Genomic DNA, 21,740 nt, shown 5'->3' with positions numbered 1-21,740 from the left:
CCTGTGATGGACCTGTTTCGAAGCGAACCCGTCGCCCAGCCCCTGGCCGCCCGCCTGCGTCCGTCCAACCTGGACGAGTACGTCGGCCAGGAGCACCTGCTGGCGCGTGGCAAGCCGCTGCGCGAGGCGCTGGAGCAGGGTGCGCTGCACTCGATGATCTTCTGGGGGCCGCCAGGGGTGGGCAAGACCACCCTGGCGCGGCTGCTGGCGCAGTTCTGCGACGCCCACTTCGAAACGGTGTCGGCGGTGCTGGCCGGGGTCAAGGAGATCCGCCAGGCGGTCGAGGTGGCGAAGCAGCAGGCCGGCCAGTATGGCCGGCGCACCATCCTGTTCGTCGACGAGGTGCACCGCTTCAACAAGTCGCAACAGGACGCCTTCCTGCCCTACGTGGAGGACGGCACGCTGATCTTCATCGGCGCCACCACCGAGAACCCGTCGTTCGAGCTGAACAACGCGCTGCTGTCGCGGGCGCGGGTCTACGTGCTCAAGAGCCTGGACGAGGCCGCGCTGCGCAAACTGGTCGATCGCGCCCTGAGCGAGGAGCGCGGCCTGGGCAAGCGCAACCTGCGGGTGGGCGATGAGGCGTTCAAGATGCTCATGGCCGCCGCCGACGGCGATGGCCGGCGCATGCTCAACTTCCTCGAGAATGCCTCGGACCTGGCCGAAGACGGCGGCGAGATCGGCGTCGAGCTGCTGCAGAGCCTGCTCGGCGACAGCCGCCGGCGTTTCGACAAGGGCGGCGAGGCCTTCTACGACCAGATCTCGGCGCTGCACAAGTCGGTGCGCGGCTCCAATCCGGACGGCGCGCTGTACTGGTACGCGCGCATGCTCGACGGCGGCTGCGACCCGCTGTACATCGCCCGCCGGGTGGTGCGCATGGCCAGCGAGGACATCGGCAACGCCGATCCTCGCGCCCTGAGCCTGTGCCTGGCGGCGTGGGACGTGCAGGAGCGCCTGGGCAGCCCCGAAGGCGAGCTGGCGGTGGCCCAGGCCATCACCTACATCGCCTGCGCGCCGAAGAGCAACGCGGTGTACATGGGCTTCAAGGCGGCCATGCGCGAGGCCGCCGAGCACGGCTCTCTGGAGGTGCCGCTGCACCTGCGCAACGCGCCGACCAAACTGATGAAGCAACTGGGCTATGGCGAGGAGTACCGCTATGCCCACGACGAGCCGGACGCCTATGCCGCCGGCGAGGACTATTTCCCCGAACAGCTCGAGCCGCGCCAGTACTACCAGCCGGTGCCGAGGGGGCTTGAGCTGAAGATCGGCGAGAAGCTCAAGCACCTGGCCGAGCTGGACCGCAACAGCCCCCGGCAGCGGAGAAAACCGTGATCGCACTTATCGCTGCCGTCAGCGCCGGCGGGATTGCCGGCACGCTGCTGCGCTTTGCCACCGCCAACTGGGTCGCGGCCCACTGGCCACGGCACTTCTATGCCGGTACGCTGGCGGTCAACCTGGTCGGCTGCCTGCTGATCGGCCTGCTCTACGGGTTGTTCCTGCACAAGCCGCTGGCGCCGGTCGAGCTGCGCGCCGGGCTGATCGTCGGCTTTCTCGGCGGCCTGACCACTTTTTCCTCCTTCTCGCTCGATACCGTGCGCCTGATGGAAAGCGGGCAGGTCCCGTTGGCCTTGGGCTATACCATTATCAGCGTGGTAGGCGGCCTGCTCGCGACCTGGGCCGGCCTGTCCCTGACCCGATTCTGAACCAACATCTACACATAACGAGAGAACGACATGCTCGATTCCAAACAGTTACGCACTGAACTTCAGGTAGTGGCGGAGCGCCTGGCCACCCGTGGCTTCAGCCTGGATGTCGCGCGCATCGAATCGCTGGAAGAGCGCCGCAAATCGGTGCAGACCCGCACCGAGCAACTGCAGGCCGAGCGTAACGCCCGTTCCAAATCGATCGGCCAGGCCAAGGCCAAGGGCGAGGACATCGCGCCGCTGATGGCCGACGTCGAGCGCATGGCCAATGAACTGGCCGCCGGCAAGACCGAGCTGGACGCTATCCAGGCCGAGCTGGACGCGATCCTGCTGACCATCCCCAACCTGCCGGACGCCAGCGTGCCGGTCGGCGCCAGTGAAGACGACAACGTCGAAGTGCGCCGCTGGGGCACCCCGGCCACCTTCGATTTCGAGATCAAGGACCACGTCGCCCTGGGCGAAGTCAGCGGTGGCCTGGACTTCGAGGCCGCGGCCAAGCTGTCCGGCGCCCGCTTCGCCGTGCTGCGCGGCCCGATCGCCCGCCTGCACCGTGCCCTGGCGCAGTTCATGATCAACCTGCACACCGGCGAGCACGGCTACGAGGAACACTACACCCCGTACCTGGTGCAAGCCCCGGCCCTGCAGGGCACCGGCCAGCTGCCGAAGTTCGAGGAAGACCTGTTCAAGATCAGCCGCGAAGGCGAGGCCGACTTCTACCTGATCCCGACCGCCGAAGTGTCGCTGACCAACCTGGTGGCCGGCGAGATCCTCGACGCCAAGCAACTGCCACTGAAACTGGTTGCCCACACCCCGTGCTTCCGCAGCGAAGCCGGCGCCTCGGGCCGCGACACCCGCGGCATGATCCGCCAGCACCAGTTCGACAAGGTCGAGATGGTGCAGATCGTCGAGCCGGCGAAATCCATGGAAGCCCTGGAAGGCCTGACCGCCAATGCCGAGCGCGTGCTGCAGCTGCTGGAGCTGCCGTACCGCGTGCTGGCGCTGTGCACCGGCGACATGGGCTTCGGCGCGGTGAAGACCTACGACCTGGAAGTATGGGTCCCAAGCCAGGACAAGTACCGCGAGATCAGCTCCTGCTCCAACTGCGGTGATTTCCAGGCGCGCCGCATGCAGGCCCGCTGGCGCAACCCGGAAACCGGCAAGCCGGAGCTGGTGCACACCCTCAACGGTTCGGGCCTGGCCGTTGGCCGTACCCTGGTGGCGGTGCTGGAGAACTACCAGCAGGCCGACGGTTCGATCCGCGTGCCGGAGGTGCTCAAGCCGTACATGGGTGGCGTCGAGGTCATTCGCTGAATGGACTACCTGCCGCTTTTCCATAAGCTGCAGGGCGGCCGTGTGCTGGTCGTCGGCGGCGGCGAGATCGCCTTGCGCAAGGCGCGCCTGCTGGCCGATGCCGGCGCCGCGCTGCGGGTGGTGGCGCCGGAGGTCGACGGCCAGCTGGCCGCGCTGGCCCGCGAGGGCGGTGGCGAGGTGCTGGTGCGTGGCTACCAGGCGAGCGACCTGGAGGGCTGCCGCCTGGTGATCGCGGCCACCGACGACTCCGCGCTCAACGCCCAGGTCTCGGCCGAGGCCCAGGCGCGCAGCCTGCCGGTCAACGTGGTGGATGCGCCGGCCCTGTGCACGGTGATCTTCCCCGCCATCGTCGACCGTTCACCCCTGGTGGTGGCGGTCTCCAGCGGTGGCGACGCCCCGGTGCTGGCGCGCTTGATCCGCGCCAAGCTGGAAGCCTGGATCCCGTCCGCCTACGGCGAACTGGCCGGGCTGGCGGCGCGTTTCCGGCACAAGGTCAAGGCCTTGTACCCGGACGTCAACCAGCGTCGCGGCTTCTGGGAGAGCGTGTTCCAGGGCCCGGTCGCCGAGCGCCAGCTGGCCGGGCAGGGCGCCGAGGCCGAGCGCCTGTTGCAGGCGCTGGTCGACGGCGCGCCGGTGCAGCAGGGCGGCGAGGTGTACCTGGTGGGCGCGGGGCCGGGCGATCCGGACCTGCTGACCTTCCGCGCCCTGCGCCTGATGCAGCAGGCCGACGTGGTGCTGTACGACCGCCTGGTGGCCCCGGCCATCATCGAGATGTGCCGGCGTGACGCCGAGCGCATCTATGTCGGCAAGCGCCGCGCCGATCACGCCGTGCCACAGGACAAGATCAACCGCCTGCTGGTCGACCTGGCCCGCCAGGGCAAGCGCGTGCTGCGGCTCAAGGGTGGCGATCCGTTTATCTTCGGTCGGGGCGGCGAGGAAATCGAGGAGCTGGCGGACGAGGGTATTCCGTTCCAGGTGGTGCCGGGCATCACGGCGGCCAGTGGTTGCTCCGCCTATGGCGGGATTCCGCTGACTCATCGCGATTATGCCCAGTCGGTGCGTTTCGTCACCGGTCACCTGAAGGACGGCACCAGCAACCTGCCCTGGGATGACCTGGTGGCGCCGGCCCAGACCCTGGTGTTCTACATGGGGCTGGTCGGGTTGCCGACCATCTGTGCCGAGTTGATCCGCCATGGTCGCGCGGCGAGCACGCCGGCAGCCCTGGTGCAGCAGGGGACCACGCGCAATCAGCGGGTGTTCACCGGTACCTTGGCTGACCTGCCGGAGCTGGTGGCGCGTCATGAGGTGCATGCGCCGACCCTGGTGATCGTCGGGGAAGTGGTGCAGCTGCGCGAGAAGCTGGCGTGGTTTGAAGGGGCGCAAGACGCCTGAGCACGTTGTAGATCCACGTGGGAGCGGGCTTGCCCCGCGATAGCGTCAGAGGCGGCAACATTGTTGCCTGATCCGGCGCCATCGCGGGGCAAGCCCGCTCCCACGTGGGGTCTTCATCCTCTCTGCCAGATTCCCTTGCCCGACAACCGCTCCCGGTCATGCGGCAAGCCAAAGTCCTGCAACGGCCCCTTGGGCACGATCCCGTTCGGGTTGATGGTCTTGTGGCTCATGTAATAGTGCTTCTGGATATGCTCCATGTTCACCGTACCCGCCACGCCCGGCCACTGGTACAGCTCGCGCAGCCAGTTGGACAGGTTCGGGTAGTCGCTCAAGCGGCGCAGGTTGCACTTGAAGTGCCCGTGGTACACCGCATCGAAACGCACCAGGGTGGTGAACAGGCGCACATCGGCCTCGGTCAGGTACTCGCCGGCCAGGTAGCGTTGGCGACCCAGCAGCCCCTCCAGATGATCCAGCTCATTGAACACCTCGTCGAAGGCGGTCTCGTAGGCGTCCTGCGAGGTGGCGAAGCCGGCGCGGTACACGCCGTTGTTCACCGCCGGGTAGATACGCTCGTTGAGCGCATCGATGGTCGCCCGCAGCGGCTCGGGGTAGAGGTCCAGGGTATTGCCGGTCAAGTCGTCGAAGGCGCTGTTGAAGATGCGGATGATCTCGGCCGACTCGTTGTTGACGATGCGTTTCTCCTGCTTGTCCCACAGCACCGGCACGGTCACGCGCCCGGTGTAGTGCGGGTCGTCCTGGGTGTAGCGCTGGTGCAGGTACTGCAGCGCATCCAGTTGATCGCCGCTGGAGCCTTGCTGCTGGTCGAAGGTCCAGCCATGCTCGCCCATCAGCCAACTGACCACCGAGACATCGATCAATGGCTCCAGGCCCTTGAGGGCGCGGAAGATCAGGGTGCGGTGCGCCCACGGACAGGCCAGCGACACATACAGGTGATAGCGGTCGGCCTCGGCGGCGGGCAGCGGGTTGCGCCGCTGCGCGTTCTCGCGCTGGAAGGCGCCGTCCTTGCTGCTCTGGTACCACTGGTCATGCCAGCGGCCATCGATCAAAAGGCCCATCTCGGAGCTCCTCGAAAACTAATCGTTTGTCGTTGGAGCTCAGTCTAGGGCAAAGCGTTCGAAGAAATAGCGCAAAGACTGCCCTATTCCTATCGGTTTATTCGATATCTTTGCGGGCGGCCCAGTAGGTGCTGGCGTTGCTGAACGCCTGCTCGCGTTCCTGGCCGAGCCCACGCAGGGCCAGGGCCATGGTCGCAACCACGGCCAGTTCGCCGTAGCTGTCCTGCGCCTCGCCGCGCCACACCGCCAGCAGGTGCTCGGGCTGCAGGCTGGCCGGCTTCACATGGCGCTGGGCACTGAGCGCCGGCCACTCTTCGTCCCAGGCCTCGCCGGCCGAGGTGCCGTACAGGTGGCTGATGACATCCGGGTTGACTTCGATCTCGCCACCGTCGCCCTTGATGACCACGGCATGATCGCCAAGCAGGCGGCTGGCTTCGCGGTGCACCGCCTGGTAACCGGGGTGGAAGATGCTCTGCAGGCCGCAGCGGGCGGCAAGCGGGTTGAGCACCCGGGCCAGCGAGTGGATGGGCGAGCGCAGGCCCAGGGTGTTGCGCAGGTCGATCATGCGCTGCAGTTGCGGCGCCCAGTCCTGCAACGGGAAGAAGGCCAGCCGGCGGCTGTCCAGGGCCTGCTCCACGGCCGTCCAGTCACGGCAGAGCGGGATGTCCAGCAGATCGAGCAGTTGCTCGGTGTACAGCCGCCCGGCGGTATGGGCGCCACCGCCGTGCATCAGGATGCGCACGCCATTGCCTGCCAGGCATTTGGCCGCCAGCAGGTACCAGGGCAGGTGGCGCTTCTTGCCGGCGTAGCTCGGCCAGTCGAGGTCTACGGCGATGCGCGGCGCCTGCAGGTGGGCGCGCAGGGCCTCGGTGAAGCCGGCCAGCTCCTCGGCGCTTTCTTCCTTGTGCCGCAGCAGCATCAGGAAGGCGCCCAACTGGGTGTCCTCGACCTTGCCTTCGAGCAGCAGGGTCATGGCGGCGCGGGCCTCCTCGCGGATCAGGCCGCGGGCGCCGCGCTTGCCCTTGCCGAGGATGCGCACGAATTCGGCGAACGGGTGTTCGGCCGGGGTTTTCAGGGTCAGCGGGCGTACGTCGTTCAGCTGTGGCTCGGTCATATGCAGTTGGTCGGCTTGGGCAGGCCCGCCAGCTTGGCGGCGAGTTTGGCGGGGGTGCCATTGAACAGGCGGTTCAGGTGCGGGCTGTTGCCTTTTTCCGCACCGAGCTTGAGCGCGGTGTACTTGATCAGCGGGCGGGTGGCTGGCGACAGCTGGTACTCCTGGTAGAACTGGCGCAGCAGCTCGAGGATCTCCCAGTGGTCCGCGGTCAGGGCGATGCTTTCGCGCGTGGCGAGGGCCTCGGCGACTTCGTGGGACCAGTCCTGCAGCTCGACCAGGAAGCCGTCCTTGTCCAGGGCGATGTGGCGATCGCCGACAGTCAGGGTACTCATAGCCAGCTGTTGACCTTGTCGTGGTGCAGGGAGAGCTCGACGAAGGCGGCGTAGTCCACGGCCTTGGCCAGCGGATTTTCGAGGGCGCGGGCCTGCAGGTCTTCGGCGAGGGCGAACAGGCGCTCACCGAGGTTGGCGGCCTGCAGGGCGGCGAACGGCTCGCTGCCGGCCTTGAGCGCGTAGGTGGCGTCGCCGCACAGCAGCAGCGCGTCTTGCGGGCCCAGCAGGCGCAGGCAGCTGGCCAGGCGCTCGTCGCCGAAGGGCGAGTGGGCGATTACATGCAGGGTCGTCATCAGAGCGTCACCACCTGGTCGAAACGGGCAATCAGCGCGGCCAGCGCACTATCGTCGAGCACCTCGACCGGCAGCGCCAGGGTATCACCGGCCAGCCCCCGGCGGGCCAGGCTGTGGCCGCAGGCGAACAGCTCCTCGACCCCGAACATCGGCAGGGCCTGGAGGTTGGCGGTCAGGTTCTTCTGCTGCAGGGCGTCGGGTTGCTGCGCGGCGGCGAGCTGGAACACGCCGTCATCGAGGAACAGCATGCCCAGCGGCAGGTCGAAGGCGCCACCGGCCAGGGCGATGTCCAGCGCCTCGCGGGCGGACGGGCCGCTCCAGGGCGCCTGGCGGCTGATGATCAGCAAGGACTTGGCCATCTCAATCACCTCCGAAGCAGACCAGGCGGTCGGCCAGTTGCGCGGCTTCGTGCAGCTGGCCCAGGCCGGACAGCTCCCACGGCATCGGCAGGTTCACCGCCGGGCGCTGGTAGCGGTTGGCCTCGGTGTCGTCGAGCACGCCCCGGCGCAGGGCTGCGGCGATGCACACCACAGCGTCCAGGCGGTGGTCGCTGACGAAGGCGCGCCACTGCGCGGCCACGTCGAGTTCGTCCTGGGGCGTGACGATATTGGCCGAGGCGCTGTGCACCCCATCCTGGTAGAAGAACAATCGGGCGATTTCATGCCCGCCGGCCAGCACCGCCTCGGCAAAGCGCAAGGCGCGGCGCGAGGAGGGCGCATGGGCCGGAGAAAAGACCGCGATGGCGAATTTCATGGAAGGCTCGTGCAAATGAATGCGGCCATGATAAAGCAAAAAGCCCGCGCTGGTGGGCGCGGGCTTTGTGCTCAAGCGGGCACAGCTCAGGCCTGTTCCTTGCCCTCGGGCAGGAACCAGTTGAGCAGCAGGGCGCAGATGCCGCCGGTGGCGACGCCCGACTCCAGCACGTTGCGCAGCGCCGCCGGCATGTGCGCGAGGAACTCCGGCACCTGGGCCACGCCCAGGCCCAGCGACAGCGACACGGCGATGATCAGCAGGGCGCGGCGGTCGAGGCGGGTGCTGGCGAGGATATTGATGCCCGAGGCCGCCACGGCGCCGAACATGACCATGGCCGCGCCACCGAGCACCGGCTCCGGCACCGCCTGGATCACCCCGGCGACGCTGGGGAACAGGCCCAGCAGGATCAGCATGACGGCGATCCAGATGCCGATATGGCGGCTGGCGATGCCGGTCAGCTGAATCACGCCGTTGTTCTGGGCGAAGATCGAGCTGGGGAAGGTGTTGAACAGGCCGGCCAGCAGCGAGTTGGCGCCATTGACCAGCACTCCGCCCTTGATCCGTTGCATCCATACCGGGCCTTCCACCGGCTGGCGCGAGACCTTGCTGGTGGCGGTCACGTCACCGATGGCTTCCAGCGAGGTGACCAGGTAGATCACCAGCATCGGGATGAACAGCGACCAGGAGAAGCCCAGGCCGAAGTGCAGCGGCGTCGGCACCTGGAACAGCGCGGCCTGCTGCATGCCGGTGAAGTCCAGGCGGCCCAGGTAGCCGGCCAGGGCATAGCCCACGGCCAGGGCGATGACGATGGCGCAGCTGCGCATCCACACCACCGGAATGCGGTTGAGTATGACGATGATCGCCAGCACCACGCCCGACAGCAGCAGGTTCTCGCCATCGGCGAAGGTGCCGTTGGCCATGGCGCCGAAGCCGCCGCCCATGCTGATCAGGCCGACCTTGATCAGGGTCAGGCCGATCATCAGCACGACGATGCCGGTCACCAGCGGGGTGATCAGACGCTTGACGAAGGGCAGGATGCGCGACACGCCCATTTCCACGAACGAACCGGCGATGACCACGCCGAAGATCGCCGCCATCACGCTCTCCACCGGCGTGCCCTGCTTGACCATCAGCGCGCCGCCGGCGATCAGCGGGCCGACGAAGTTGAAGCTGGTGCCCTGGACGATCAGCAGCCCGGCGCCGAACGGCCCGAAGCGCTTGCACTGGACGAAGGTGGCGATACCCGAGATCACCAGCGACATCGACACGATCAGGTTGGTGTCACGCGCCGACACGCCCAGCGCCTGGCAGATCAGCAGGCCCGGCGTGACGATCGGCACGATGATCGCCAGCAGGTGCTGCAGTGCCGCCAGCAGGCCGATCAGCAGGCGAGGCTTGTCCTCGAGGCCAAGGACCAGTTCATTGGCAGGCGCCGCCGCGCCTGGGCCGTGTTCGTGTGAACTCATGGGAAAATGCCGCCCCGGAAGAAAAAAGGAGCGCATTCTACGGGCAGAAAGCCCATAGGGGTAGAGGCAAGCACGATGGCCGCACAATCGCGGCGGAATGGGGTAATAAGCTGACTTTTAAGTCAATCTTTGTCGGCTTTTGCGGTCAGGCCTTCCAAAGTGTTCGACGTTAGAGCTTCAGCGCCTATCAGATCAAGCGCCGCCCGCGCGGCGCATCGCGGATGAATCCGCTCCTACATTTGTTGCAACGTGGCCATGCCTGATAGGCCATGGTTGTAAGCCTTGTGCGCTCGACGCGATTTTTCGGTGGGCATTGCCGCCGCCCCACCTGTCTCAAGCCCTGCACCAAGGCTGGCAACCATGGCCTGACAGGTTCGGTACGTTGCAACAAATGTAGGAGCGGATTCATCCGCGATGCGCCGCGCGGGCGGCGCTCGATCTGATAGGCGCTGCAAGGGCTGTGGCGAGCACCTGGCGGCCCTAACGCGGTCGCGCCCCATCCGAGGCCCCCAAGACGGTAATGCCACTGTTCAGCGGGCACGAAAAAACCCGCTGAAGCGGGCTTTTTGCGAGGCGCTGTCGACCGATTCGATCAGTCGTCGCGGCCCATGATGCCGAACAGCTGCAGCAGGCTGACGAACAGGTTGTAGATCGACACGTACAGGCTGATGGTGGCCATGATGTAGTTGCGCTCGCCGCCATGGATGATGGCGCTGGTCTGGAACAGGATGCAGACCGACGAGAACAGTACGAAGCCAGCGCTGATCGCCAGTTGCAGGCCGCTGATCTGGAAGAAGAAGCTGGCCACCACGGCACCCAGCAGGACGAAGAAGCCGGCGGTGATGAAGCCGCTGAGGAAGCTCATGTCCTTGCGGGTGATCAGCACGTAGGCCGACAGGCCGCCGAACACCAGGGCGGTCATGGCGAAGGCCGAGCTGACCACTTCGGCGCCACCGGCCATGCCCAGGTAGCGGTTGAGGATCGGGCCGAGGATGAAGCCCATGAAGCCGGTGAGGGCGAAGGTGGACACCAGGCCCCAGGCCGAGTCACGCAGCTTGTTGGTGAGGAAGAACAGGCCGTAGAAGCCGATCAGCACCACGAAGATGTTCGGGTAGCCGACACGCATCTGCTGGGCGACGAAGGCCATGATGCCGCTGAAGGCGAGGGTAAGGGCCAGCAGGCTGTACGTGTTGCGCAGGACCTTGCTGACCTCCTGCTGCTCGACCTGCTGGCCGTGTTGGACGGCGTAATCCTGTTCGCGCATGGCGCACTCCTTTGGGGTGAGACCGCGGTCCGGGACCGGCGGTAGTGGAACGTATGAGGCAGAGCATATCAGAGCTGTCGCAGGGCGCGACACAGAGAGTTTGACAGCTTGTTACATTACGGTATGATTGCCGCCGCAAAACAAGCTGGAAGCGTGGCCGAGTGGTTTAAGGCAACGGTCTTGAAAACCGTCGATGGGCAACTATCCTAGGGTTCGAATCCCTACGCTTCCGCCATACAAAAGCCCCTGAATTCGGGGCTTTTCGTGTTTCTGGGGTATGTGTTTACGCCAGATGATTCGCGCATGTGTTCCGCATCTTTTTAGTGGTGTTCCGCAACTTGGCTTTTTGAACCCATCACCGGGTGGGCTTTACAACTTCGCCGACGCGGCGGTAAACCACCTCCGTTATACGCTTGTCGGTGTGGCCGAGAAGCCTGCTTGCATGGGCCAGGTCCTCGATTTCGCTGGCGGCCTTTGGGCGGATATCTCGGAACTGGAAGCCCTTGATCATCTCGGCCAGGGCCGGGTCCATTTCCTCAATCGCCCTCTCTGCCGCCGCCTTTCTCGCGTCATCCCATCGGAGTCGAAGCATCGACTTGGTGACGTTTCGGCCGTCCTCTGTGTTGATCAGGTAAGGGCCGCGCACACCTCTCTCCCTACGCTGCAGCAGCAGACGCTCAAGCAGCAGCGACAACTGGCTCTGCTCACCGTCTGTGGCCAGGCGTATCCGAAGCTTCTTGGCCGTCTTGCCCTGGTCGATTTGCAGGTAGCCGTCGACCACATCTGAGGCCCTTGAAGCCAGGACATCGGCTGGTCGCTGACCGGTGAGGTAGGCCAGGTTCATCGCATCCTTGAGTTCCGGTACGGCGACTGCGTACACCGCATCCCAGATTGCAGGGCCGGCGTAGAAGTCCCGCGGCTTCTCCTTGTTCTTGCGAACCCCAGCCGCTGGGTTGACCTGAGAAGTCACGCCCCATTCCCTCGCCATGTTGAAGATATGCGACAACAGGGCGATCTCTCGATTTGCCCGCACCTTCCCAGTGCGCCTGTCGCGGTATTGAGCAAGCGTGTGCGGCGTGATTGCTTCGATCGGCGCGTCGCTGAAAGCCTTCCTGAGCTGCCGAAGCTCGGCCAGATTGTCCTTCTGTGTCCGAGGCTTCTTGGTTGGGATGACGTCTCGCTCATATCGATCGAAGAGATGGCTCATCAAGCGAGTGACCTTCGGCACGGCTTTGCTATCAAGCTTCGCCCATTCCACCTTTGCCACGTCCAGATCGCTCCCCAGTGGTATCTCCTTGCGGTTTCCCTCCTCATCCCTCCCGTTGTAGTAGTACCCAACCCAGACCTTTCCATTTTTCCGCTTGCGGCTGCGCCGGATCATGCGTGGCGGGAGATCCCTGTTTCCTGCTTTCTTCTGGCGCATCCATTACCCCACCCGCGACAAATCCAAAGTCCATGTTTCTGCCGCGACGTTCGTTGTCGTCGGCTTCACTCCTGCCATTTTCATCCGAAAGTAAATCCGGCCGATGATTGGGCGCCGCGCCCGGGTCAACGTGTATTGCCAGCCGTTACTGGCCAGCCACGCAATTTGCTTGCTTGGGATCTGGTAGCCGGTCAGGCGGGCTACTTCCTCCTCGTCGAGGATCTCGCTTGGTTGTTCCATGGGATGGTCTCCACGCCGCCGGTGGCGGCAGGTTGGTGGTCAGGCCAGGTCAGCCAGGGCGAACACGACCCCGCGGCAGTAGGGCTCTTCGTCCTCTACGACCTCGAACGTCGCGTGCGGAATGTCGGTCTTGTAGGTCCAGCTGTAGCCGTCTTCCTTGCACCACAGCGCCTCGATCGGCTTGGCCAACTTCTGGCGCTGCACGTACTCGGCGATCTCCTCTTCGCCATCCAGACAGTCGCGGTCGGGGAGGATGCCGTCTGCATCGACGAATGCCGTGCCGCCGTCGTAACAGCTGATCTCCTCGCGGCGGGCACCATAGAACTCCATCAGGTCGTCGCTGGCGCCGCAGAGGATTACAAGGCCGGAGCTCTGCGCGGCGGCGACCAGTGCGCCAGGGATCCGGACGGGGTACTCGAGACCGCTCAGCTGGGCGGCCAGTTCTTCTTTCGTCATGGCAATAGCTCTCCATGCCCGCGCATGTCGGCGGGCTTGAGTAGTTTGGGGAGGGGTTACTCGCGGTACTGCTTGCGGATGCGGCGGGCGATGTCACGCAGTCGGTAGTCCAGCTCGAACATCTCGTTGTTGTCACGGCGCGAGACGACCCCGGACCTGGTGACGTTGCGGCCGCCCAGGATCCAGGCGGCCAGCAGGATCAGTGCCGACTCGAGCTGGCGCCGTAGCCAGCCTGTATGCGGGATCATCGCGGTGCCCGATAGATCAGGTAGGCCATGTAGGCGAGGGCGATCATGGCTGCGCCTCCTTGGCCATGGCCGACTGAGCGACAGGGGTGCACCTCGGGCATGGAAGGTTGCCGAGACCATGGTGATACTCCCCACAGGCCAAGCACTTGTTCGATGCTCGGTAGTCCTGGGGCGGTGCGTTCTTGAATGGCGACAGATCTGCTACCTGCTTGCGCAGTGCCTCGTTCTCGGCAGCCAGCTTGCCCAGCAGGCCGTAGCACTCGGCCAGAAGGTTGTTTGCCACCTCGATCGCCGGGCCTTTGCCGGCCACGCCGCGCTGGCAGGCCTTCATCAGGGCCTGTACGTTTGTTGCTTCAGTGGTCATTGCTGGACCTCCTTCGGCGGATGAACCGGGCACGGCCAGCGCAGTGAGCCGTCTCCGGATGGGCAGGTGCAGGTCATGGCGCCTCCTGTTCTTTGCTTGCGCGCAGGGCCTTCACCGCATCGAGCATTGCGGAGATTTCTTCGTCGCTGAGCCTATCCGCCCTGTAGGTCAGCGTGCTGAACTCGGAACGGTTCTTGTCCGCCAGGATGCGGGCACGTGCCTCACTGGTCACCGGGGTGATGGTCGCGCCATAGGTGGTGCCGACTTCCCGGCCATACTGCTTGTTGAACCGGCGACTGCGGTCGCTGACGATGACCTGAGTTGCCGTAACGCGCTCAACTGTGGTGATGCTCTTGCGCCGCGCAATGTCGCGCTCGGTGATGACCACGCCGTCGCCGGCCTTCAATGACTGACGCCAGGCTTTGCCTTCCTCGAATTTTTCGTTCATGGCGCCACCTGCTTCACAGGTGGCCAGGGCGCGTACTTGCCGGGTGGCAGGTCGTCGGTCACATCATGGCCCGCCCACTCCAGGAACTTGCTGATCGGAACGCGCGGATATTTCCTTCCAGGCGCCACGGACGGACCGTCGTACTGGACCTCGTCAATGCCGATGTAGATGACGGTGCGGTCGTTCACCAGGCCGCAGCTGCGGACGCAGGATGGCTTCTTGCCGCGGTAAGTGCGGCCACGCTTCAGTTCGAGTTGTTGGGCGGTCACAGCTGATACCTCTCATCATTCCAGGCTGCCGGCGCGGCAGCAGGTGTAGGTTCGGGTTGGGTTTCGTGCGGGGAGAGCTGGCGCTCGTTGCCGGCCTGCAGCTGGCTGTCGGGGATGCAGCTGATCGACGACTCGTTGAGGATGTAGCAGGTGACGCCGCGGCGGGCGTCGTGCTGCACATCGATGTAGCGCTCGTTTGCGCTGGCGCCGGTGGCCAGCAGCAGGAAGCAGAGGGCGAGGCGGGTCATCGGTTCACCTCCACGCCAGGCATGTGCTCATCTGCCAGTGCCTGGGCCAGGCCTACGGGCCACCAGTAGAGTGGGCGCTGGTAGCGCGGATTGTAAGTCTCGCGGATGATCAGGCCCTTCTTCTCCAGGGCTTTGAAGGTGCTGAGCACCGCCGCTGCGGCAAGCCCCAGTCGCTCGCCTACCTGCCAAGTCAGGCCGCCAAGGCCAAACACACACGCCTCGTCCCCTTTCAGAAGCTTCTCGCAGTCCTGCTGGTAGAGGTAGGGCGTCTTGCTGCGGTAACGGACCGCGTTATCTCGGCCGATATCGCGCAGTGTTTCGAGAACATCTTGCTGCCGATCTGTGAGCTTCGGGGCTTCTGCCTTTTCTGCAGGCATGACTTCGTCCTTGGCCGCCATATCGCGGCAGTGAATAGAGGGGAGAGGGGTTACAGCTGGGTGGAGTACAAATGTTCTCTTTCGGTCATTCTGCGGTCAGGCTGTAACGCTTGAGGATTCCAATCAGCTGGCGTAGGTCGTTGATGGGCTGCACGCAAGGGTCGCCGGTGATATCGCCAGGGTGCTCAAAGCAAACACGGTCATAGCCATTGCCGCCCACATGCCATGCTATCGGCTCGCTGGAGCCTTGGCCGGAAGACGGCTTGCGCTCCAGGGCGGCGCGGGCTTGCCAGCCTCCCCAGGCCATCGACTCGTCATCTTTACTCATAGAATCGCGACGCTGGACCTTGTGATGTACTCCTTCGAACTCGTGGGTACCAATGACCTCATGAGTCCATTTGGCAAAGTCAGCCCGCTCATCGCGCTCAACCGGCGCGCTCGGCTCTGCGCTGGTTTCTCGCGTCTCCGTGAGCCACGCGGCAACCTGGTCGGCGCTCACAACAGCAAGCGTCTCGGAGCAGTGGTCGCAGCCCAGTACAAACTGGCAGCGGATGTCTTGCGTGGTCAGGCGACCGTGCTGCGCTTGGCTGATGTTCTTGTTGTGGGTATCCCACGTCAGGGAGGTGCTGCCGCACTCGCGGCACTCGGTGATGCTTGGCATGTTCATGGATTCAGCTCCGGCTCTGCGCTGGCGGATAGGGCGGCGTCGCAGAGTTCATCAATGCGCTTGCTTTCGATCTCGGAAGGAATAGACCAGTCAGGATGTGGCGGCGGAAAGTCGGAAACGAGCATGCGCTCACGCAAAAGGCGGTAACGTTCAGCATCTTTTGCAACACCCGAGTACATATCGCTCACGTCGTCCGGCTCAACGCCAAGGTCACGCAGCAGTCCGTACACCTCGGCCAGCTGGGCGCGCAGGGTGTCGCGCTCTTTCGCCCAGTCTTCGGCTTCTTCCTTACGCAGTGAGGTTTGCCCATTTGCAATGGCCCTGGCTTCGCTCAGCTCGAATTGCAGCCGCTCAACCTCGCCAGGATCGGCGTGGATGTAGACGTCGACCTCGCGACCTGGCTTGAATACTTGCGCCGTGAATTTTATGACCTCGACTTTCGGGCCGATCGCGGACTGATAGCAGCGCAGACGCGCCACCGGCTCCTGCTGAACTGCTGGTTCCGGACGCGTATACAGCGGTCCGAGCTTGGCGATTTCGTCGAGGCAGTTGTTCCAGCCGTTGTCGTAAGCGTCGTCTCGCTGGTCATTCATGCGGCGGGGCCTCTTCGCAGGCAGCGCCACTGGCTCGCCCTGGTGCTGATCGGATGGCTGGGACAGGAGTGCTTGCACTTCACTGGACTCCCTGAAGATCTGAGCTTTCGAGAAGCGTTCCTGCCAGGCCTGCAGCTTGTCGCGCGGCACGCTTACCATCTCTGTGTTGCTGGATCGGTTTTCTGTGGGCATGGGGATACCTCGATATGGTAATCAGCTGCCGAACAGGCTGAACTGGCTGCTCGAGCGTTGGCATGCGGGGTTTAGCCAGAGGCATTCGGTGCGGCAGGCTGTGCCCCGACCTGCGGAAATCCGGGCTGAAGTGGTGTGTCTAGTCCAGCCGGTCAAGGTGTCGTCATAGAGCTCGCTCGGGTAGCCGGACAGGGCGACCATTCCTTCTAGCTCGAGCAACGACTTGAGTAGATCGGCGTGCTGGCGGTCGTCCATCTCGTGCCGGTAGTACCGGCCGCTCTGTGCGTTTTTGTATCTGGTTTCGTGCACGTACGGCGGATCTACGTAGTGCAGGGTCGTCCTGGCATCGTGCGCCTGCATGACCTCGATCGCCGGTCGGTTCTCGATGAGAACGCCAGTCAGTCGCTGTCCGATCGTGGCGATCGACTCTGGATACTCGAGCCAGAGTGATTGGGCAGTGCCGTATTCGCGCTTGGTATCGATCCGGAATCCGGTTATGCCTTTGGTGGCACCGGCAGAGCCGAAGCCCATCTGCGCCCTGATGATGGTGCGGCGTGCACGTTCAACTGGATCTTCGGAGGGCTCCCAGGCTCGCTCGAACTCCTGCCTGGCATAGGGCGTCAGAACCACCGCCTCAAACAGCGCCACCCGGCTTTTCGGGTCCTGCAGCACGCGGAACAAGTTCACGATGTCGCCGTCCAGGTCGTTGTAAACCTCGGCATAGGAGCGGGGCTTCTGCATCAGAACGCCGGCGGCGCCGCCAAAGGGCTCGACATAGCACGTATGCCGCGGGAAATACTGGGTGACCCACGACGCAAGCCGGAACTTGGAGCCGTGGTACCGGATCACCGGCGCTGAGATGGTCATGGAACACTCCATTGCAGGCGCCTCCCTCGCCGGGGCGGCGTTATCGTTGAATAGGGGAAGGCGCTGGCGGGCAGCGCCGGAGGGTCAGGCGGCGGCGCGAACCTTGAAGGTCAGCATGGCTGTGGCGTCATCAAAGCACTCGTCCAACTCTTGATAGGCCCGATACTTGGCCTGGCTGCGGGTGGCTGCCCACACGCGTTGCACGTAATGGCGGGCATCGCCCAGCATGTACTTCACGTCGTCCCAGTCGTACATGCCGTTGGTGAGGACTTCCCACTGCTTGAGCGGCAGCGTTTCGGCCATCTCGCCGTACTGCATTTCCCAGGTGGGGTGGTAGTTGCGGATGCGCTTCTTCGGGTCGCTGTCGAGGATGACGCCGATGTAGTTGCCGCGGTCGGCCATGATCACGCCTGGCTCGCCGTTGGCGATCACCCGGCGCCCGACCTCGGCCGGCACGTCGTAGTGGCGGCGAACGTAGTCGCAGTTGTAGTTGCTCATGGCTTTCTCCAAGCATGCGCCGCCCTCCGTGCTGGTGGCGGCATGGTGGCAATTTGGGGTGGGATGGGGTATTACGGGTGACCGGCATGGGGCCGGATCAAGGAGCGTGTATGCAACAGCGCCAGAAAGGCTTCTTCCAGTTCTTCGAAAAATATCCAATGGCTGAACGCCACGAGCACAAGCATGGCAATGGCCATTACTCGACCGTGAGCGTTGGGCTTTTCCAGGGGCAAGTTGACGGCGCGTTCATTGGAATCTACGACGAGCACGGCCGCCTTCGCAGCGAGGAAAATCTGCCATGGGACATCATCGAAAACAGCTACGGCCGGAACATCAGCCCGGTTGATCTCCTATCCAAGCTGACGGAGACCGCTGTGGCCAAGGCTGGGGCGCCGATCGCGTCCTAGTTTTCTGCTGATATTCTGAGAGCTTCTCGTGCTCTGAAGTTCTCAAGCTTCCGCACCACAGACGGTGACACCGTGATTTCGTGGCGCGGAGGTTCCAGCAGCGGCAGCGCGCCGCCCGGACCCAGTCCATGCAGGTGATGAATCATCAGAGTCATCGCCTCGCCCTGTTCCTCGATCCCGGCCCACTCCATCAGCTCCAGCAGGGCCTGTTTAGTCCCTGGTCGAACCTTCAAGCGTAGGTCTTCTTCCTGCAGGCGCTCGGCCTTGGCCCTGCGCTTCTCATCACGCTGCTGCTGCGTCAGAGCCATCATCGCCTCCATTGCGCACAAAGCGGGTGCCCGGTCCGTACTCCAGCAGATCGCACACCCGGTTAATGATCTTGAGCGCGGCGTCGAACACTTTGGCGTCGTCGGGCTCGCGGGCCAGGCGCTTCATGTTCGGCTGGTGCTCGAGGCAGACCTTGTCGACCAGGCGCCGGGCCAGCCTGCGCAGGTGATCGGCGCTGTCGTGCTCCCGCAGGCTCAGCGCAAAGGCAAGAGCAACCTCGTCAGGCCGGTACTGGCCGCCGCTGCGGGTGTTGTACAGCTTCTTGACCGGGCGATTCAGCCAGGCCGGCAGGGTTACCACTCCAGAAGGTGCTTTTTGCATGTCTGTGCTCCAGTAGGCCGCTGGGCGGCAGGTGAAACTGTTCTTGCCGCCGGCGCTGGCGGACCAGGTTGTTGATGCGCCTCATGGGTGGCACACCTCAATTGGCGATTTCTTCGTCGATCCAGAGGGCATGACGACCAGCAGGTGCTTGCTTCCCCGATATACACCCCAAGGCTGGCCAGTCGATTTGGCCATGGCCGCCGCGTACTTCACGGCTGGAACGGGCTGGGACATGGTTGCGATCATGGCCTACCTCTGGCGCTGTTGAACTGGGAAGTCGATATCGAACACCACGATAATCCGCACCAACCGGCAGTTGCCGATGCCCAGCTCAACCGTAGTCCTGCATCTGGACCTGCCGGCATCACGCAGAGCAATGATCTTGTCGGCCAGCTCGCGGTCCTCTGGACTTGGCTCGGCCTTTACCTTCTCCGGCCGGGGCGGCTTAGGCGGACTGAAGAACCTGAACCCACTACGCGCCGCTACGCCCCACAGCGCGGTCTTGGTTTCGCCCAGGAGCTTGGCCACCTCGCCACAGCTCATGGTCTTGGCGAGTTCTTCGATCTGAGCTGCACGCTCTTTGGCGCGGATCTTGCGCTCGCCGCCGGGCTCTTGCTTGGCTGGCCTGGCCTGCTTCGGCTTCGGCTCGGGGTGATGGCGCTGGCGGAAGGGGACGTACTGGAAGCCTTCGAGCTCAACGATCCGGCCGCCAGACGAGAAGAAGGCCGCTTTTGCGGCCTCCAGGTCGATTGATGGGTTCATGCTGCCTTGCTCCTCAGCTTCGCCTCGAAGTCGTCCACCAGCAGCTTGAACTGCCAGAGATCGGCTTCAAGTTGCTCGATGTAGTTGTCGTCGCGCTTGAATTCAGCCCACCAGAGCTGACGGCCAACTGCCTCCAGGGCAGGGCAGTACATGCCGACATGCCAGAACTTACGACCCGTGATCCACATGCAGCCCTGGACCTGGTCCATGATCCCGCTGGCGTCGTTGTCGATGTGGAAGGCTCGGAGCTTGTCGGGGGCGATGAAGCACTTGTACTCGCTGCCTCCGTCTTCGCCGATCAGGCCGTCGGCACTGGCGCCGAATGCTCCGTCGTCGGTGGTCACGAAGCCGGCTCGCTGAACGAGCAGGCCCGTCTGCATCTCGTGCTCCATCCGGGCCATAGGCTCAAGCTCGTGACCGCGTTTCATCTGCCAGGTCTCGAAACCGCTATCCAACGCCTCGCCGGCGATCCGCTCAACGGCCAGGTTGAAGGCGTAGTTCAGGGCAGCTTCGGTTGGCTGGCCGACCGGCTTGCCTTGCAGGGCAAGCTGGATCGATTCGGCGCGGGGCGATGTTTTGTAACCGGCCACAGCGCGGGCCTCTCCTTCGCTTGCACCGCCAAGAATGGCAGTCACATAGGCCTGCTGCTTCTCGTCCAGGCCGCCGGTGCGCGACCGGGCGATACCGAACATGCTGGCGGTGATGCAGCCGGCGCGCGCCCGGTGCCACTCGGCGCTGCCTTGTTCGCATTCGATCAGGATCATTGCGGTTCGCCCTCCAGAGTTACGGGTTCGAGCTCAAGCAGTTCTGCGCGGCGTTTCTCCACCTGCGCCTTGAACTGGCTGTATGCGGCCATGTCCCTGGCGGCTTTGATGTCTGCCAGGCCGGCCTGCCAGATCTGCTGCAGCGCGTCGACCGACTGGCACGACACGGTCTGGTCGATCCAGCGCCGAGCCAAGTCAGCATCAGCCTGTGGCTTGCCGTTGATTGGCGACAGACCTTCGTTGCCATCGGTGTTGAGGTAGTGGATGGCCTCTTCCAGGCGCTCGGTCTTCGGCCAGTATTTGTAGGCCCGTTTCACGCAGGTTTTCTTGGCCATCTCGCCCCAGTCGGTGACCCATGGGCAGGATTTCTGCTTCGAGATCCAGGCCTTCCAGGCGCTGGACCGGTCACGGATGGCGTTGACCTCGTCCACGCTCATGGTCTCGGTCAGGTAGTCGCCGTCGGCAGTCTTGACCACCACGTACACGCCGATCACCTCTCCGCGATCCTTGGAGAACGGGTTGTAGGAGTGGGTTGGCGGCTTGTCGAATCCGTTGAGCGCGAAGTTGTCGCTCGTGTAGACCAGCTCAGACTGGGCCCAGCGTATGGCACCGGTGTTCATGGCCAAGTCCATGAGGCCGATGTAGCTGATGTCGAGGCAGATCTTGCCGTCCCGTGGCACCAGGTATGCCTGCTTCTTGGCCGGGTTGAGGCTGATGCCGATGGCGGCGATGTTGGTCACCGCGTTGACCACCGACTGCCGATTCTGCACGGCCAGCTTCATAGAGTAGTCGTTGGCGGTGATGGTCTGGATCGCGAATTCGGCCTCGCGCTCGAAGTTGAGCGAGCGGTCGGTCAGCACCGAGGCGAAGGAGTCGCGGGTGCTGTAAATGTCCTGGGAGATTGTGGCAACGGCGTTGCTCATGATCGCCTCCGGTTGATGTTGGGGAAATGCCAGATCAAGCAGCGGGCATGCGGCCATGGTTGGGATGGAATCCAAGCTCACGCTCTGCGGATTCCCTCGCGGCAATGGCGAGCGCTTTTGACTTGAAGCGGCCAAGGATCTTTTGCCGGCCCTCGACTTTTATGTGCGCCACCCACTCTGACCTGGCTGAGTACCAGCTAACCCCTACACGGCCACTCTTATTGCTGGCCAAAAGGGGCATGTTCCGATTGTTCTCGAGACTGCTGACATCTCGGAGATTGGTGATTCGGTTGTCCAACTTGTTGCCGTTGATGTGATCGATATGCTGAGTCGGCCACTTGCCGTGTGACGCAAGCCAGGCCAAGCGATGGGCCCTGTAGCTCTTTCCGTTGATCTGGATGAGCAGATATCCGTTGCTGTTCACCTTTCCCGCTCGCGAGCCGGCATATCTGGTGTTCCAGGCCTTCATGCGCTCCTCAGACACAAAGTCGCAAAGCGGGCGAGGTAGCCAGGTGAAGGATCCGGTATTTGCGCAGTAAGAAAGGCGAGCGGATAGATACTGTTGATCAATCATGGGTTCCGCCGTGCTCGGCTACGTGAATCAGGAAGTGATGCTGCCGGCCAGAGCGCTGGCGAGCATGA

Annotated in this window: 32 protein-coding genes and 1 tRNA gene; 6 read left to right on the top strand and 27 right to left on the bottom strand. The window is 64.0% G+C overall.

Annotation, left to right across the window (positions count from 1 at the left end):
• Positions 1 to 6: 6 nt before the first annotated feature.
• The 4 genes from HU751_RS23260 to cysG are packed head-to-tail and all read left to right on the top strand — an operon-like array spanning position 7 to position 4,406.
• Positions 7 to 1,332, top strand: a complete 1,326-nt coding sequence (locus HU751_RS23260) for a replication-associated recombination protein A (protein WP_110733657.1) — start codon at positions 7 to 9, stop codon at positions 1,330 to 1,332.
• Positions 1,329 to 1,703, top strand: a complete 375-nt coding sequence (gene crcB, locus HU751_RS23255) for a fluoride efflux transporter CrcB (protein WP_028692383.1) — start codon at positions 1,329 to 1,331, stop codon at positions 1,701 to 1,703. Before HU751_RS23260 ends, crcB begins: the two co-directional genes overlap by 4 nt.
• Before the next feature lie 30 nt (positions 1,704 to 1,733).
• Positions 1,734 to 3,014 carry a serine--tRNA ligase gene (gene serS / locus HU751_RS23250; RefSeq protein ID WP_186735332.1) on the top strand — a complete coding sequence of 427 codons (1,281 nt, stop codon included), beginning with the start codon at positions 1,734 to 1,736 and terminating at the stop codon, positions 3,012 to 3,014.
• The gene (cysG, locus tag HU751_RS23245) at positions 3,015 to 4,406 is read left to right on the top strand and encodes a siroheme synthase CysG (RefSeq protein ID WP_186735330.1); all 1,392 of its coding nucleotides are present in this window, start codon (positions 3,015 to 3,017) and stop codon (positions 4,404 to 4,406) included.
• A 113-nt stretch (positions 4,407 to 4,519) separates the two neighbouring features.
• On the opposite strand, the gene HU751_RS23240 is transcribed toward cysG, so the two are convergent.
• The 8 genes from HU751_RS23240 to HU751_RS23205 all read right to left on the bottom strand — a co-directional run bounded on the left by HU751_RS23240 (position 4,520) and on the right by HU751_RS23205 (position 10,704).
• Complete coding sequence (locus HU751_RS23240) at positions 4,520 to 5,482, bottom strand: glutathione S-transferase family protein (protein ID WP_186735328.1); 963 nt, start codon at positions 5,480 to 5,482, stop codon at positions 4,520 to 4,522.
• 97 nt (positions 5,483 to 5,579) lie between these two features.
• Complete coding sequence (locus HU751_RS23235; protein WP_186735351.1) at positions 5,580 to 6,563, bottom strand: glycosyl transferase family protein; 984 nt, start codon at positions 6,561 to 6,563, stop codon at positions 5,580 to 5,582.
• Positions 6,564 to 6,592: 29 nt separating this feature from the next.
• Positions 6,593 to 6,928, bottom strand: a complete 336-nt coding sequence (locus tag HU751_RS23230) for a TusE/DsrC/DsvC family sulfur relay protein (protein ID WP_028692378.1) — start codon at positions 6,926 to 6,928, stop codon at positions 6,593 to 6,595.
• Positions 6,925 to 7,221 carry a sulfurtransferase complex subunit TusB gene (gene tusB / locus HU751_RS23225; RefSeq protein ID WP_186735326.1) on the bottom strand — a complete coding sequence of 99 codons (297 nt, stop codon included), beginning with the start codon at positions 7,219 to 7,221 and terminating at the stop codon, positions 6,925 to 6,927. Before tusB ends, HU751_RS23230 begins: the two co-directional genes overlap by 4 nt.
• Entirely contained in the window at positions 7,221 to 7,580 is a 360-nt protein-coding gene (gene tusC, locus HU751_RS23220; RefSeq protein ID WP_186735324.1) for a sulfurtransferase complex subunit TusC, read from the bottom strand. The genes tusB and tusC overlap by 1 nt, the downstream gene beginning before the upstream one ends.
• A 1-nt stretch (position 7,581) precedes the next feature.
• The gene (gene tusD / locus HU751_RS23215; protein ID WP_028692375.1) at positions 7,582 to 7,974 is read right to left on the bottom strand and encodes a sulfurtransferase complex subunit TusD; all 393 of its coding nucleotides are present in this window, start codon (positions 7,972 to 7,974) and stop codon (positions 7,582 to 7,584) included.
• 86 nt (positions 7,975 to 8,060) lie between these two features.
• Positions 8,061 to 9,440 (bottom strand): nucleobase:cation symporter-2 family protein, encoded by a 1,380-nt coding sequence (locus HU751_RS23210; protein ID WP_186735323.1) that lies wholly within the window; start codon positions 9,438 to 9,440, stop codon positions 8,061 to 8,063.
• 592 nt (positions 9,441 to 10,032) lie between these two features.
• Positions 10,033 to 10,704 (bottom strand): Bax inhibitor-1/YccA family protein, encoded by a 672-nt coding sequence (locus HU751_RS23205; protein WP_028692373.1) that lies wholly within the window; start codon positions 10,702 to 10,704, stop codon positions 10,033 to 10,035.
• A 147-nt stretch (positions 10,705 to 10,851) separates the two neighbouring features.
• Between HU751_RS23205 and HU751_RS23200 the strand changes: the two genes are divergently transcribed.
• A tRNA-Ser gene (locus HU751_RS23200) sits at positions 10,852 to 10,939 on the top strand.
• Between the two features lie 120 nt (positions 10,940 to 11,059).
• Here the strand turns inward: HU751_RS23200 and HU751_RS23195 are convergent.
• The 13 genes from HU751_RS23195 to HU751_RS23135 all read right to left on the bottom strand — a co-directional run bounded on the left by HU751_RS23195 (position 11,060) and on the right by HU751_RS23135 (position 17,594).
• Positions 11,060 to 12,127, bottom strand: a complete 1,068-nt coding sequence (locus HU751_RS23195; RefSeq protein ID WP_186733557.1) for a tyrosine-type recombinase/integrase — start codon at positions 12,125 to 12,127, stop codon at positions 11,060 to 11,062.
• 3 nt (positions 12,128 to 12,130) lie between these two features.
• Positions 12,131 to 12,367 (bottom strand): DUF4224 domain-containing protein, encoded by a 237-nt coding sequence (locus HU751_RS23190; protein WP_186733558.1) that lies wholly within the window; start codon positions 12,365 to 12,367, stop codon positions 12,131 to 12,133.
• 39 nt (positions 12,368 to 12,406) lie between these two features.
• On the bottom strand, positions 12,407 to 12,823 hold the full coding sequence (locus tag HU751_RS23185; RefSeq protein WP_186733559.1) for a hypothetical protein: 417 nt from the start codon (positions 12,821 to 12,823) through the stop codon (positions 12,407 to 12,409).
• Positions 12,824 to 12,879: 56 nt separating this feature from the next.
• The gene (locus tag HU751_RS23180; RefSeq protein ID WP_088851926.1) at positions 12,880 to 13,071 is read right to left on the bottom strand and encodes a hypothetical protein; all 192 of its coding nucleotides are present in this window, start codon (positions 13,069 to 13,071) and stop codon (positions 12,880 to 12,882) included.
• A 43-nt stretch (positions 13,072 to 13,114) separates the two neighbouring features.
• Complete coding sequence (locus HU751_RS23175) at positions 13,115 to 13,435, bottom strand: hypothetical protein (RefSeq protein WP_186733560.1); 321 nt, start codon at positions 13,433 to 13,435, stop codon at positions 13,115 to 13,117.
• 73 nt (positions 13,436 to 13,508) lie between these two features.
• A complete protein-coding gene (locus HU751_RS23170; RefSeq protein ID WP_186733561.1) occupies positions 13,509 to 13,883 on the bottom strand; it encodes a hypothetical protein in 375 nt (124 codons plus the stop codon).
• Positions 13,880 to 14,152 (bottom strand): hypothetical protein, encoded by a 273-nt coding sequence (locus tag HU751_RS23165; RefSeq protein ID WP_186733562.1) that lies wholly within the window; start codon positions 14,150 to 14,152, stop codon positions 13,880 to 13,882. The genes HU751_RS23170 and HU751_RS23165 overlap by 4 nt, the downstream gene beginning before the upstream one ends.
• A complete protein-coding gene (locus tag HU751_RS23160) occupies positions 14,149 to 14,400 on the bottom strand; it encodes a hypothetical protein (protein ID WP_186733563.1) in 252 nt (83 codons plus the stop codon). The genes HU751_RS23165 and HU751_RS23160 overlap by 4 nt, the downstream gene beginning before the upstream one ends.
• Positions 14,397 to 14,777, bottom strand: a complete 381-nt coding sequence (locus HU751_RS23155) for a helix-turn-helix domain-containing protein (RefSeq protein WP_186733564.1) — start codon at positions 14,775 to 14,777, stop codon at positions 14,397 to 14,399. The genes HU751_RS23160 and HU751_RS23155 overlap by 4 nt, the downstream gene beginning before the upstream one ends.
• Positions 14,778 to 14,862: 85 nt before the next feature.
• Positions 14,863 to 15,444, bottom strand: coding sequence for a hypothetical protein (locus HU751_RS23150; RefSeq protein WP_186733565.1), 582 nt, complete (start codon positions 15,442 to 15,444; stop codon positions 14,863 to 14,865).
• Positions 15,441 to 16,229, bottom strand: a complete 789-nt coding sequence (locus HU751_RS23145) for a hypothetical protein (RefSeq protein ID WP_186733566.1) — start codon at positions 16,227 to 16,229, stop codon at positions 15,441 to 15,443. Before HU751_RS23145 ends, HU751_RS23150 begins: the two co-directional genes overlap by 4 nt.
• 21 nt (positions 16,230 to 16,250) lie before the next feature.
• The gene (locus HU751_RS23140) at positions 16,251 to 17,096 is read right to left on the bottom strand and encodes a DNA adenine methylase (RefSeq protein ID WP_186733567.1); all 846 of its coding nucleotides are present in this window, start codon (positions 17,094 to 17,096) and stop codon (positions 16,251 to 16,253) included.
• A gap of 84 nt (positions 17,097 to 17,180) precedes the next feature.
• The gene (locus tag HU751_RS23135) at positions 17,181 to 17,594 is read right to left on the bottom strand and encodes a hypothetical protein (protein ID WP_186733568.1); all 414 of its coding nucleotides are present in this window, start codon (positions 17,592 to 17,594) and stop codon (positions 17,181 to 17,183) included.
• A gap of 110 nt (positions 17,595 to 17,704) precedes the next feature.
• Here HU751_RS23135 and HU751_RS23130 point away from each other — a divergent pair, with 110 nt between their 5' ends.
• Positions 17,705 to 18,001 (top strand): hypothetical protein, encoded by a 297-nt coding sequence (locus tag HU751_RS23130; RefSeq protein ID WP_186733569.1) that lies wholly within the window; start codon positions 17,705 to 17,707, stop codon positions 17,999 to 18,001.
• Here HU751_RS23130 and HU751_RS23125 read toward each other — a convergent pair.
• The 6 genes from HU751_RS23125 to HU751_RS23100 all read right to left on the bottom strand — a co-directional run bounded on the left by HU751_RS23125 (position 17,998) and on the right by HU751_RS23100 (position 21,672).
• Entirely contained in the window at positions 17,998 to 18,309 is a 312-nt protein-coding gene (locus HU751_RS23125) for a hypothetical protein (protein WP_186733570.1), read from the bottom strand. The genes HU751_RS23130 and HU751_RS23125 overlap by 4 nt on opposite strands.
• Complete coding sequence (locus HU751_RS23120) at positions 18,284 to 18,649, bottom strand: DUF7740 domain-containing protein (RefSeq protein ID WP_186733571.1); 366 nt, start codon at positions 18,647 to 18,649, stop codon at positions 18,284 to 18,286. The genes HU751_RS23125 and HU751_RS23120 overlap by 26 nt, the downstream gene beginning before the upstream one ends.
• 249 nt (positions 18,650 to 18,898) lie before the next feature.
• Positions 18,899 to 19,411, bottom strand: a complete 513-nt coding sequence (locus HU751_RS23115; RefSeq protein ID WP_186733572.1) for a hypothetical protein — start codon at positions 19,409 to 19,411, stop codon at positions 18,899 to 18,901.
• On the bottom strand, positions 19,408 to 20,175 hold the full coding sequence (locus HU751_RS23110) for a lambda exonuclease family protein (protein ID WP_186733573.1): 768 nt from the start codon (positions 20,173 to 20,175) through the stop codon (positions 19,408 to 19,410). The genes HU751_RS23115 and HU751_RS23110 overlap by 4 nt, the downstream gene beginning before the upstream one ends.
• Positions 20,172 to 21,098, bottom strand: a complete 927-nt coding sequence (locus HU751_RS23105; protein ID WP_186733574.1) for a recombinase RecT — start codon at positions 21,096 to 21,098, stop codon at positions 20,172 to 20,174. The genes HU751_RS23110 and HU751_RS23105 overlap by 4 nt, the downstream gene beginning before the upstream one ends.
• A 34-nt stretch (positions 21,099 to 21,132) precedes the next feature.
• Positions 21,133 to 21,672, bottom strand: a complete 540-nt coding sequence (locus HU751_RS23100) for an HNH endonuclease signature motif containing protein (RefSeq protein ID WP_186733575.1) — start codon at positions 21,670 to 21,672, stop codon at positions 21,133 to 21,135.
• Positions 21,673 to 21,740 lie beyond the last annotated feature (68 nt).

The sequence above is a fragment of the Pseudomonas peradeniyensis genome, assembly GCF_014268935.2.
Classification (GTDB): Bacteria; Pseudomonadota; Gammaproteobacteria; order Pseudomonadales; family Pseudomonadaceae; genus Aquipseudomonas; species Aquipseudomonas peradeniyensis.
This window is presented reverse-complemented; position numbering and strand designations above follow the sequence as displayed.

Excerpts from the sequence above, each read along its gene's own strand:
- HU751_RS23260 (WP_110733657.1), top strand. The coding sequence starts at position 7 with ATGGACCTGTTTCGAAGCGAACCCGTCGCCCAGCCCCTGGCCGCCCGC.
- serS (WP_186735332.1), top strand. The coding sequence starts at position 1,734 with ATGCTCGATTCCAAACAGTTACGCACTGAACTTCAGGTAGTGGCGGAG.
- cysG (WP_186735330.1), top strand. The coding sequence starts at position 3,015 with ATGGACTACCTGCCGCTTTTCCATAAGCTGCAGGGCGGCCGTGTGCTG.
- HU751_RS23240 (WP_186735328.1), bottom strand. The coding sequence starts at position 5,482 with ATGGGCCTTTTGATCGATGGCCGCTGGCATGACCAGTGGTACCAGAGC.
- HU751_RS23230 (WP_028692378.1), bottom strand. The coding sequence starts at position 6,928 with ATGAGTACCCTGACTGTCGGCGATCGCCACATCGCCCTGGACAAGGAC.
- tusB (WP_186735326.1), bottom strand. The coding sequence starts at position 7,221 with ATGACGACCCTGCATGTAATCGCCCACTCGCCCTTCGGCGACGAGCGC.
- tusC (WP_186735324.1), bottom strand. The coding sequence starts at position 7,580 with ATGGCCAAGTCCTTGCTGATCATCAGCCGCCAGGCGCCCTGGAGCGGC.
- tusD (WP_028692375.1), bottom strand. The coding sequence starts at position 7,974 with ATGAAATTCGCCATCGCGGTCTTTTCTCCGGCCCATGCGCCCTCCTCG.
- HU751_RS23210 (WP_186735323.1), bottom strand. The coding sequence starts at position 9,440 with ATGAGTTCACACGAACACGGCCCAGGCGCGGCGGCGCCTGCCAATGAA.
- HU751_RS23205 (WP_028692373.1), bottom strand. The coding sequence starts at position 10,704 with ATGCGCGAACAGGATTACGCCGTCCAACACGGCCAGCAGGTCGAGCAG.
- HU751_RS23195 (WP_186733557.1), bottom strand. The coding sequence starts at position 12,127 with ATGCGCCAGAAGAAAGCAGGAAACAGGGATCTCCCGCCACGCATGATC.
- HU751_RS23190 (WP_186733558.1), bottom strand. The coding sequence starts at position 12,367 with ATGGAACAACCAAGCGAGATCCTCGACGAGGAGGAAGTAGCCCGCCTG.
- HU751_RS23185 (WP_186733559.1), bottom strand. The coding sequence starts at position 12,823 with ATGACGAAAGAAGAACTGGCCGCCCAGCTGAGCGGTCTCGAGTACCCC.
- HU751_RS23180 (WP_088851926.1), bottom strand. The coding sequence starts at position 13,071 with ATGATCCCGCATACAGGCTGGCTACGGCGCCAGCTCGAGTCGGCACTG.
- HU751_RS23175 (WP_186733560.1), bottom strand. The coding sequence starts at position 13,435 with ATGACCACTGAAGCAACAAACGTACAGGCCCTGATGAAGGCCTGCCAG.
- HU751_RS23170 (WP_186733561.1), bottom strand. The coding sequence starts at position 13,883 with ATGAACGAAAAATTCGAGGAAGGCAAAGCCTGGCGTCAGTCATTGAAG.
- HU751_RS23160 (WP_186733563.1), bottom strand. The coding sequence starts at position 14,400 with ATGACCCGCCTCGCCCTCTGCTTCCTGCTGCTGGCCACCGGCGCCAGC.
- HU751_RS23155 (WP_186733564.1), bottom strand. The coding sequence starts at position 14,777 with ATGCCTGCAGAAAAGGCAGAAGCCCCGAAGCTCACAGATCGGCAGCAA.
- HU751_RS23150 (WP_186733565.1), bottom strand. The coding sequence starts at position 15,444 with ATGAACATGCCAAGCATCACCGAGTGCCGCGAGTGCGGCAGCACCTCC.
- HU751_RS23145 (WP_186733566.1), bottom strand. The coding sequence starts at position 16,229 with ATGCCCACAGAAAACCGATCCAGCAACACAGAGATGGTAAGCGTGCCG.
- HU751_RS23140 (WP_186733567.1), bottom strand. The coding sequence starts at position 17,096 with ATGACCATCTCAGCGCCGGTGATCCGGTACCACGGCTCCAAGTTCCGG.
- HU751_RS23135 (WP_186733568.1), bottom strand. The coding sequence starts at position 17,594 with ATGAGCAACTACAACTGCGACTACGTTCGCCGCCACTACGACGTGCCG.
- HU751_RS23130 (WP_186733569.1), top strand. The coding sequence starts at position 17,705 with ATGCAACAGCGCCAGAAAGGCTTCTTCCAGTTCTTCGAAAAATATCCA.
- HU751_RS23125 (WP_186733570.1), bottom strand. The coding sequence starts at position 18,309 with ATGGCTCTGACGCAGCAGCAGCGTGATGAGAAGCGCAGGGCCAAGGCC.
- HU751_RS23120 (WP_186733571.1), bottom strand. The coding sequence starts at position 18,649 with ATGCAAAAAGCACCTTCTGGAGTGGTAACCCTGCCGGCCTGGCTGAAT.
- HU751_RS23115 (WP_186733572.1), bottom strand. The coding sequence starts at position 19,411 with ATGAACCCATCAATCGACCTGGAGGCCGCAAAAGCGGCCTTCTTCTCG.
- HU751_RS23110 (WP_186733573.1), bottom strand. The coding sequence starts at position 20,175 with ATGATCCTGATCGAATGCGAACAAGGCAGCGCCGAGTGGCACCGGGCG.
- HU751_RS23105 (WP_186733574.1), bottom strand. The coding sequence starts at position 21,098 with ATGAGCAACGCCGTTGCCACAATCTCCCAGGACATTTACAGCACCCGC.
- HU751_RS23100 (WP_186733575.1), bottom strand. The coding sequence starts at position 21,672 with ATGATTGATCAACAGTATCTATCCGCTCGCCTTTCTTACTGCGCAAAT.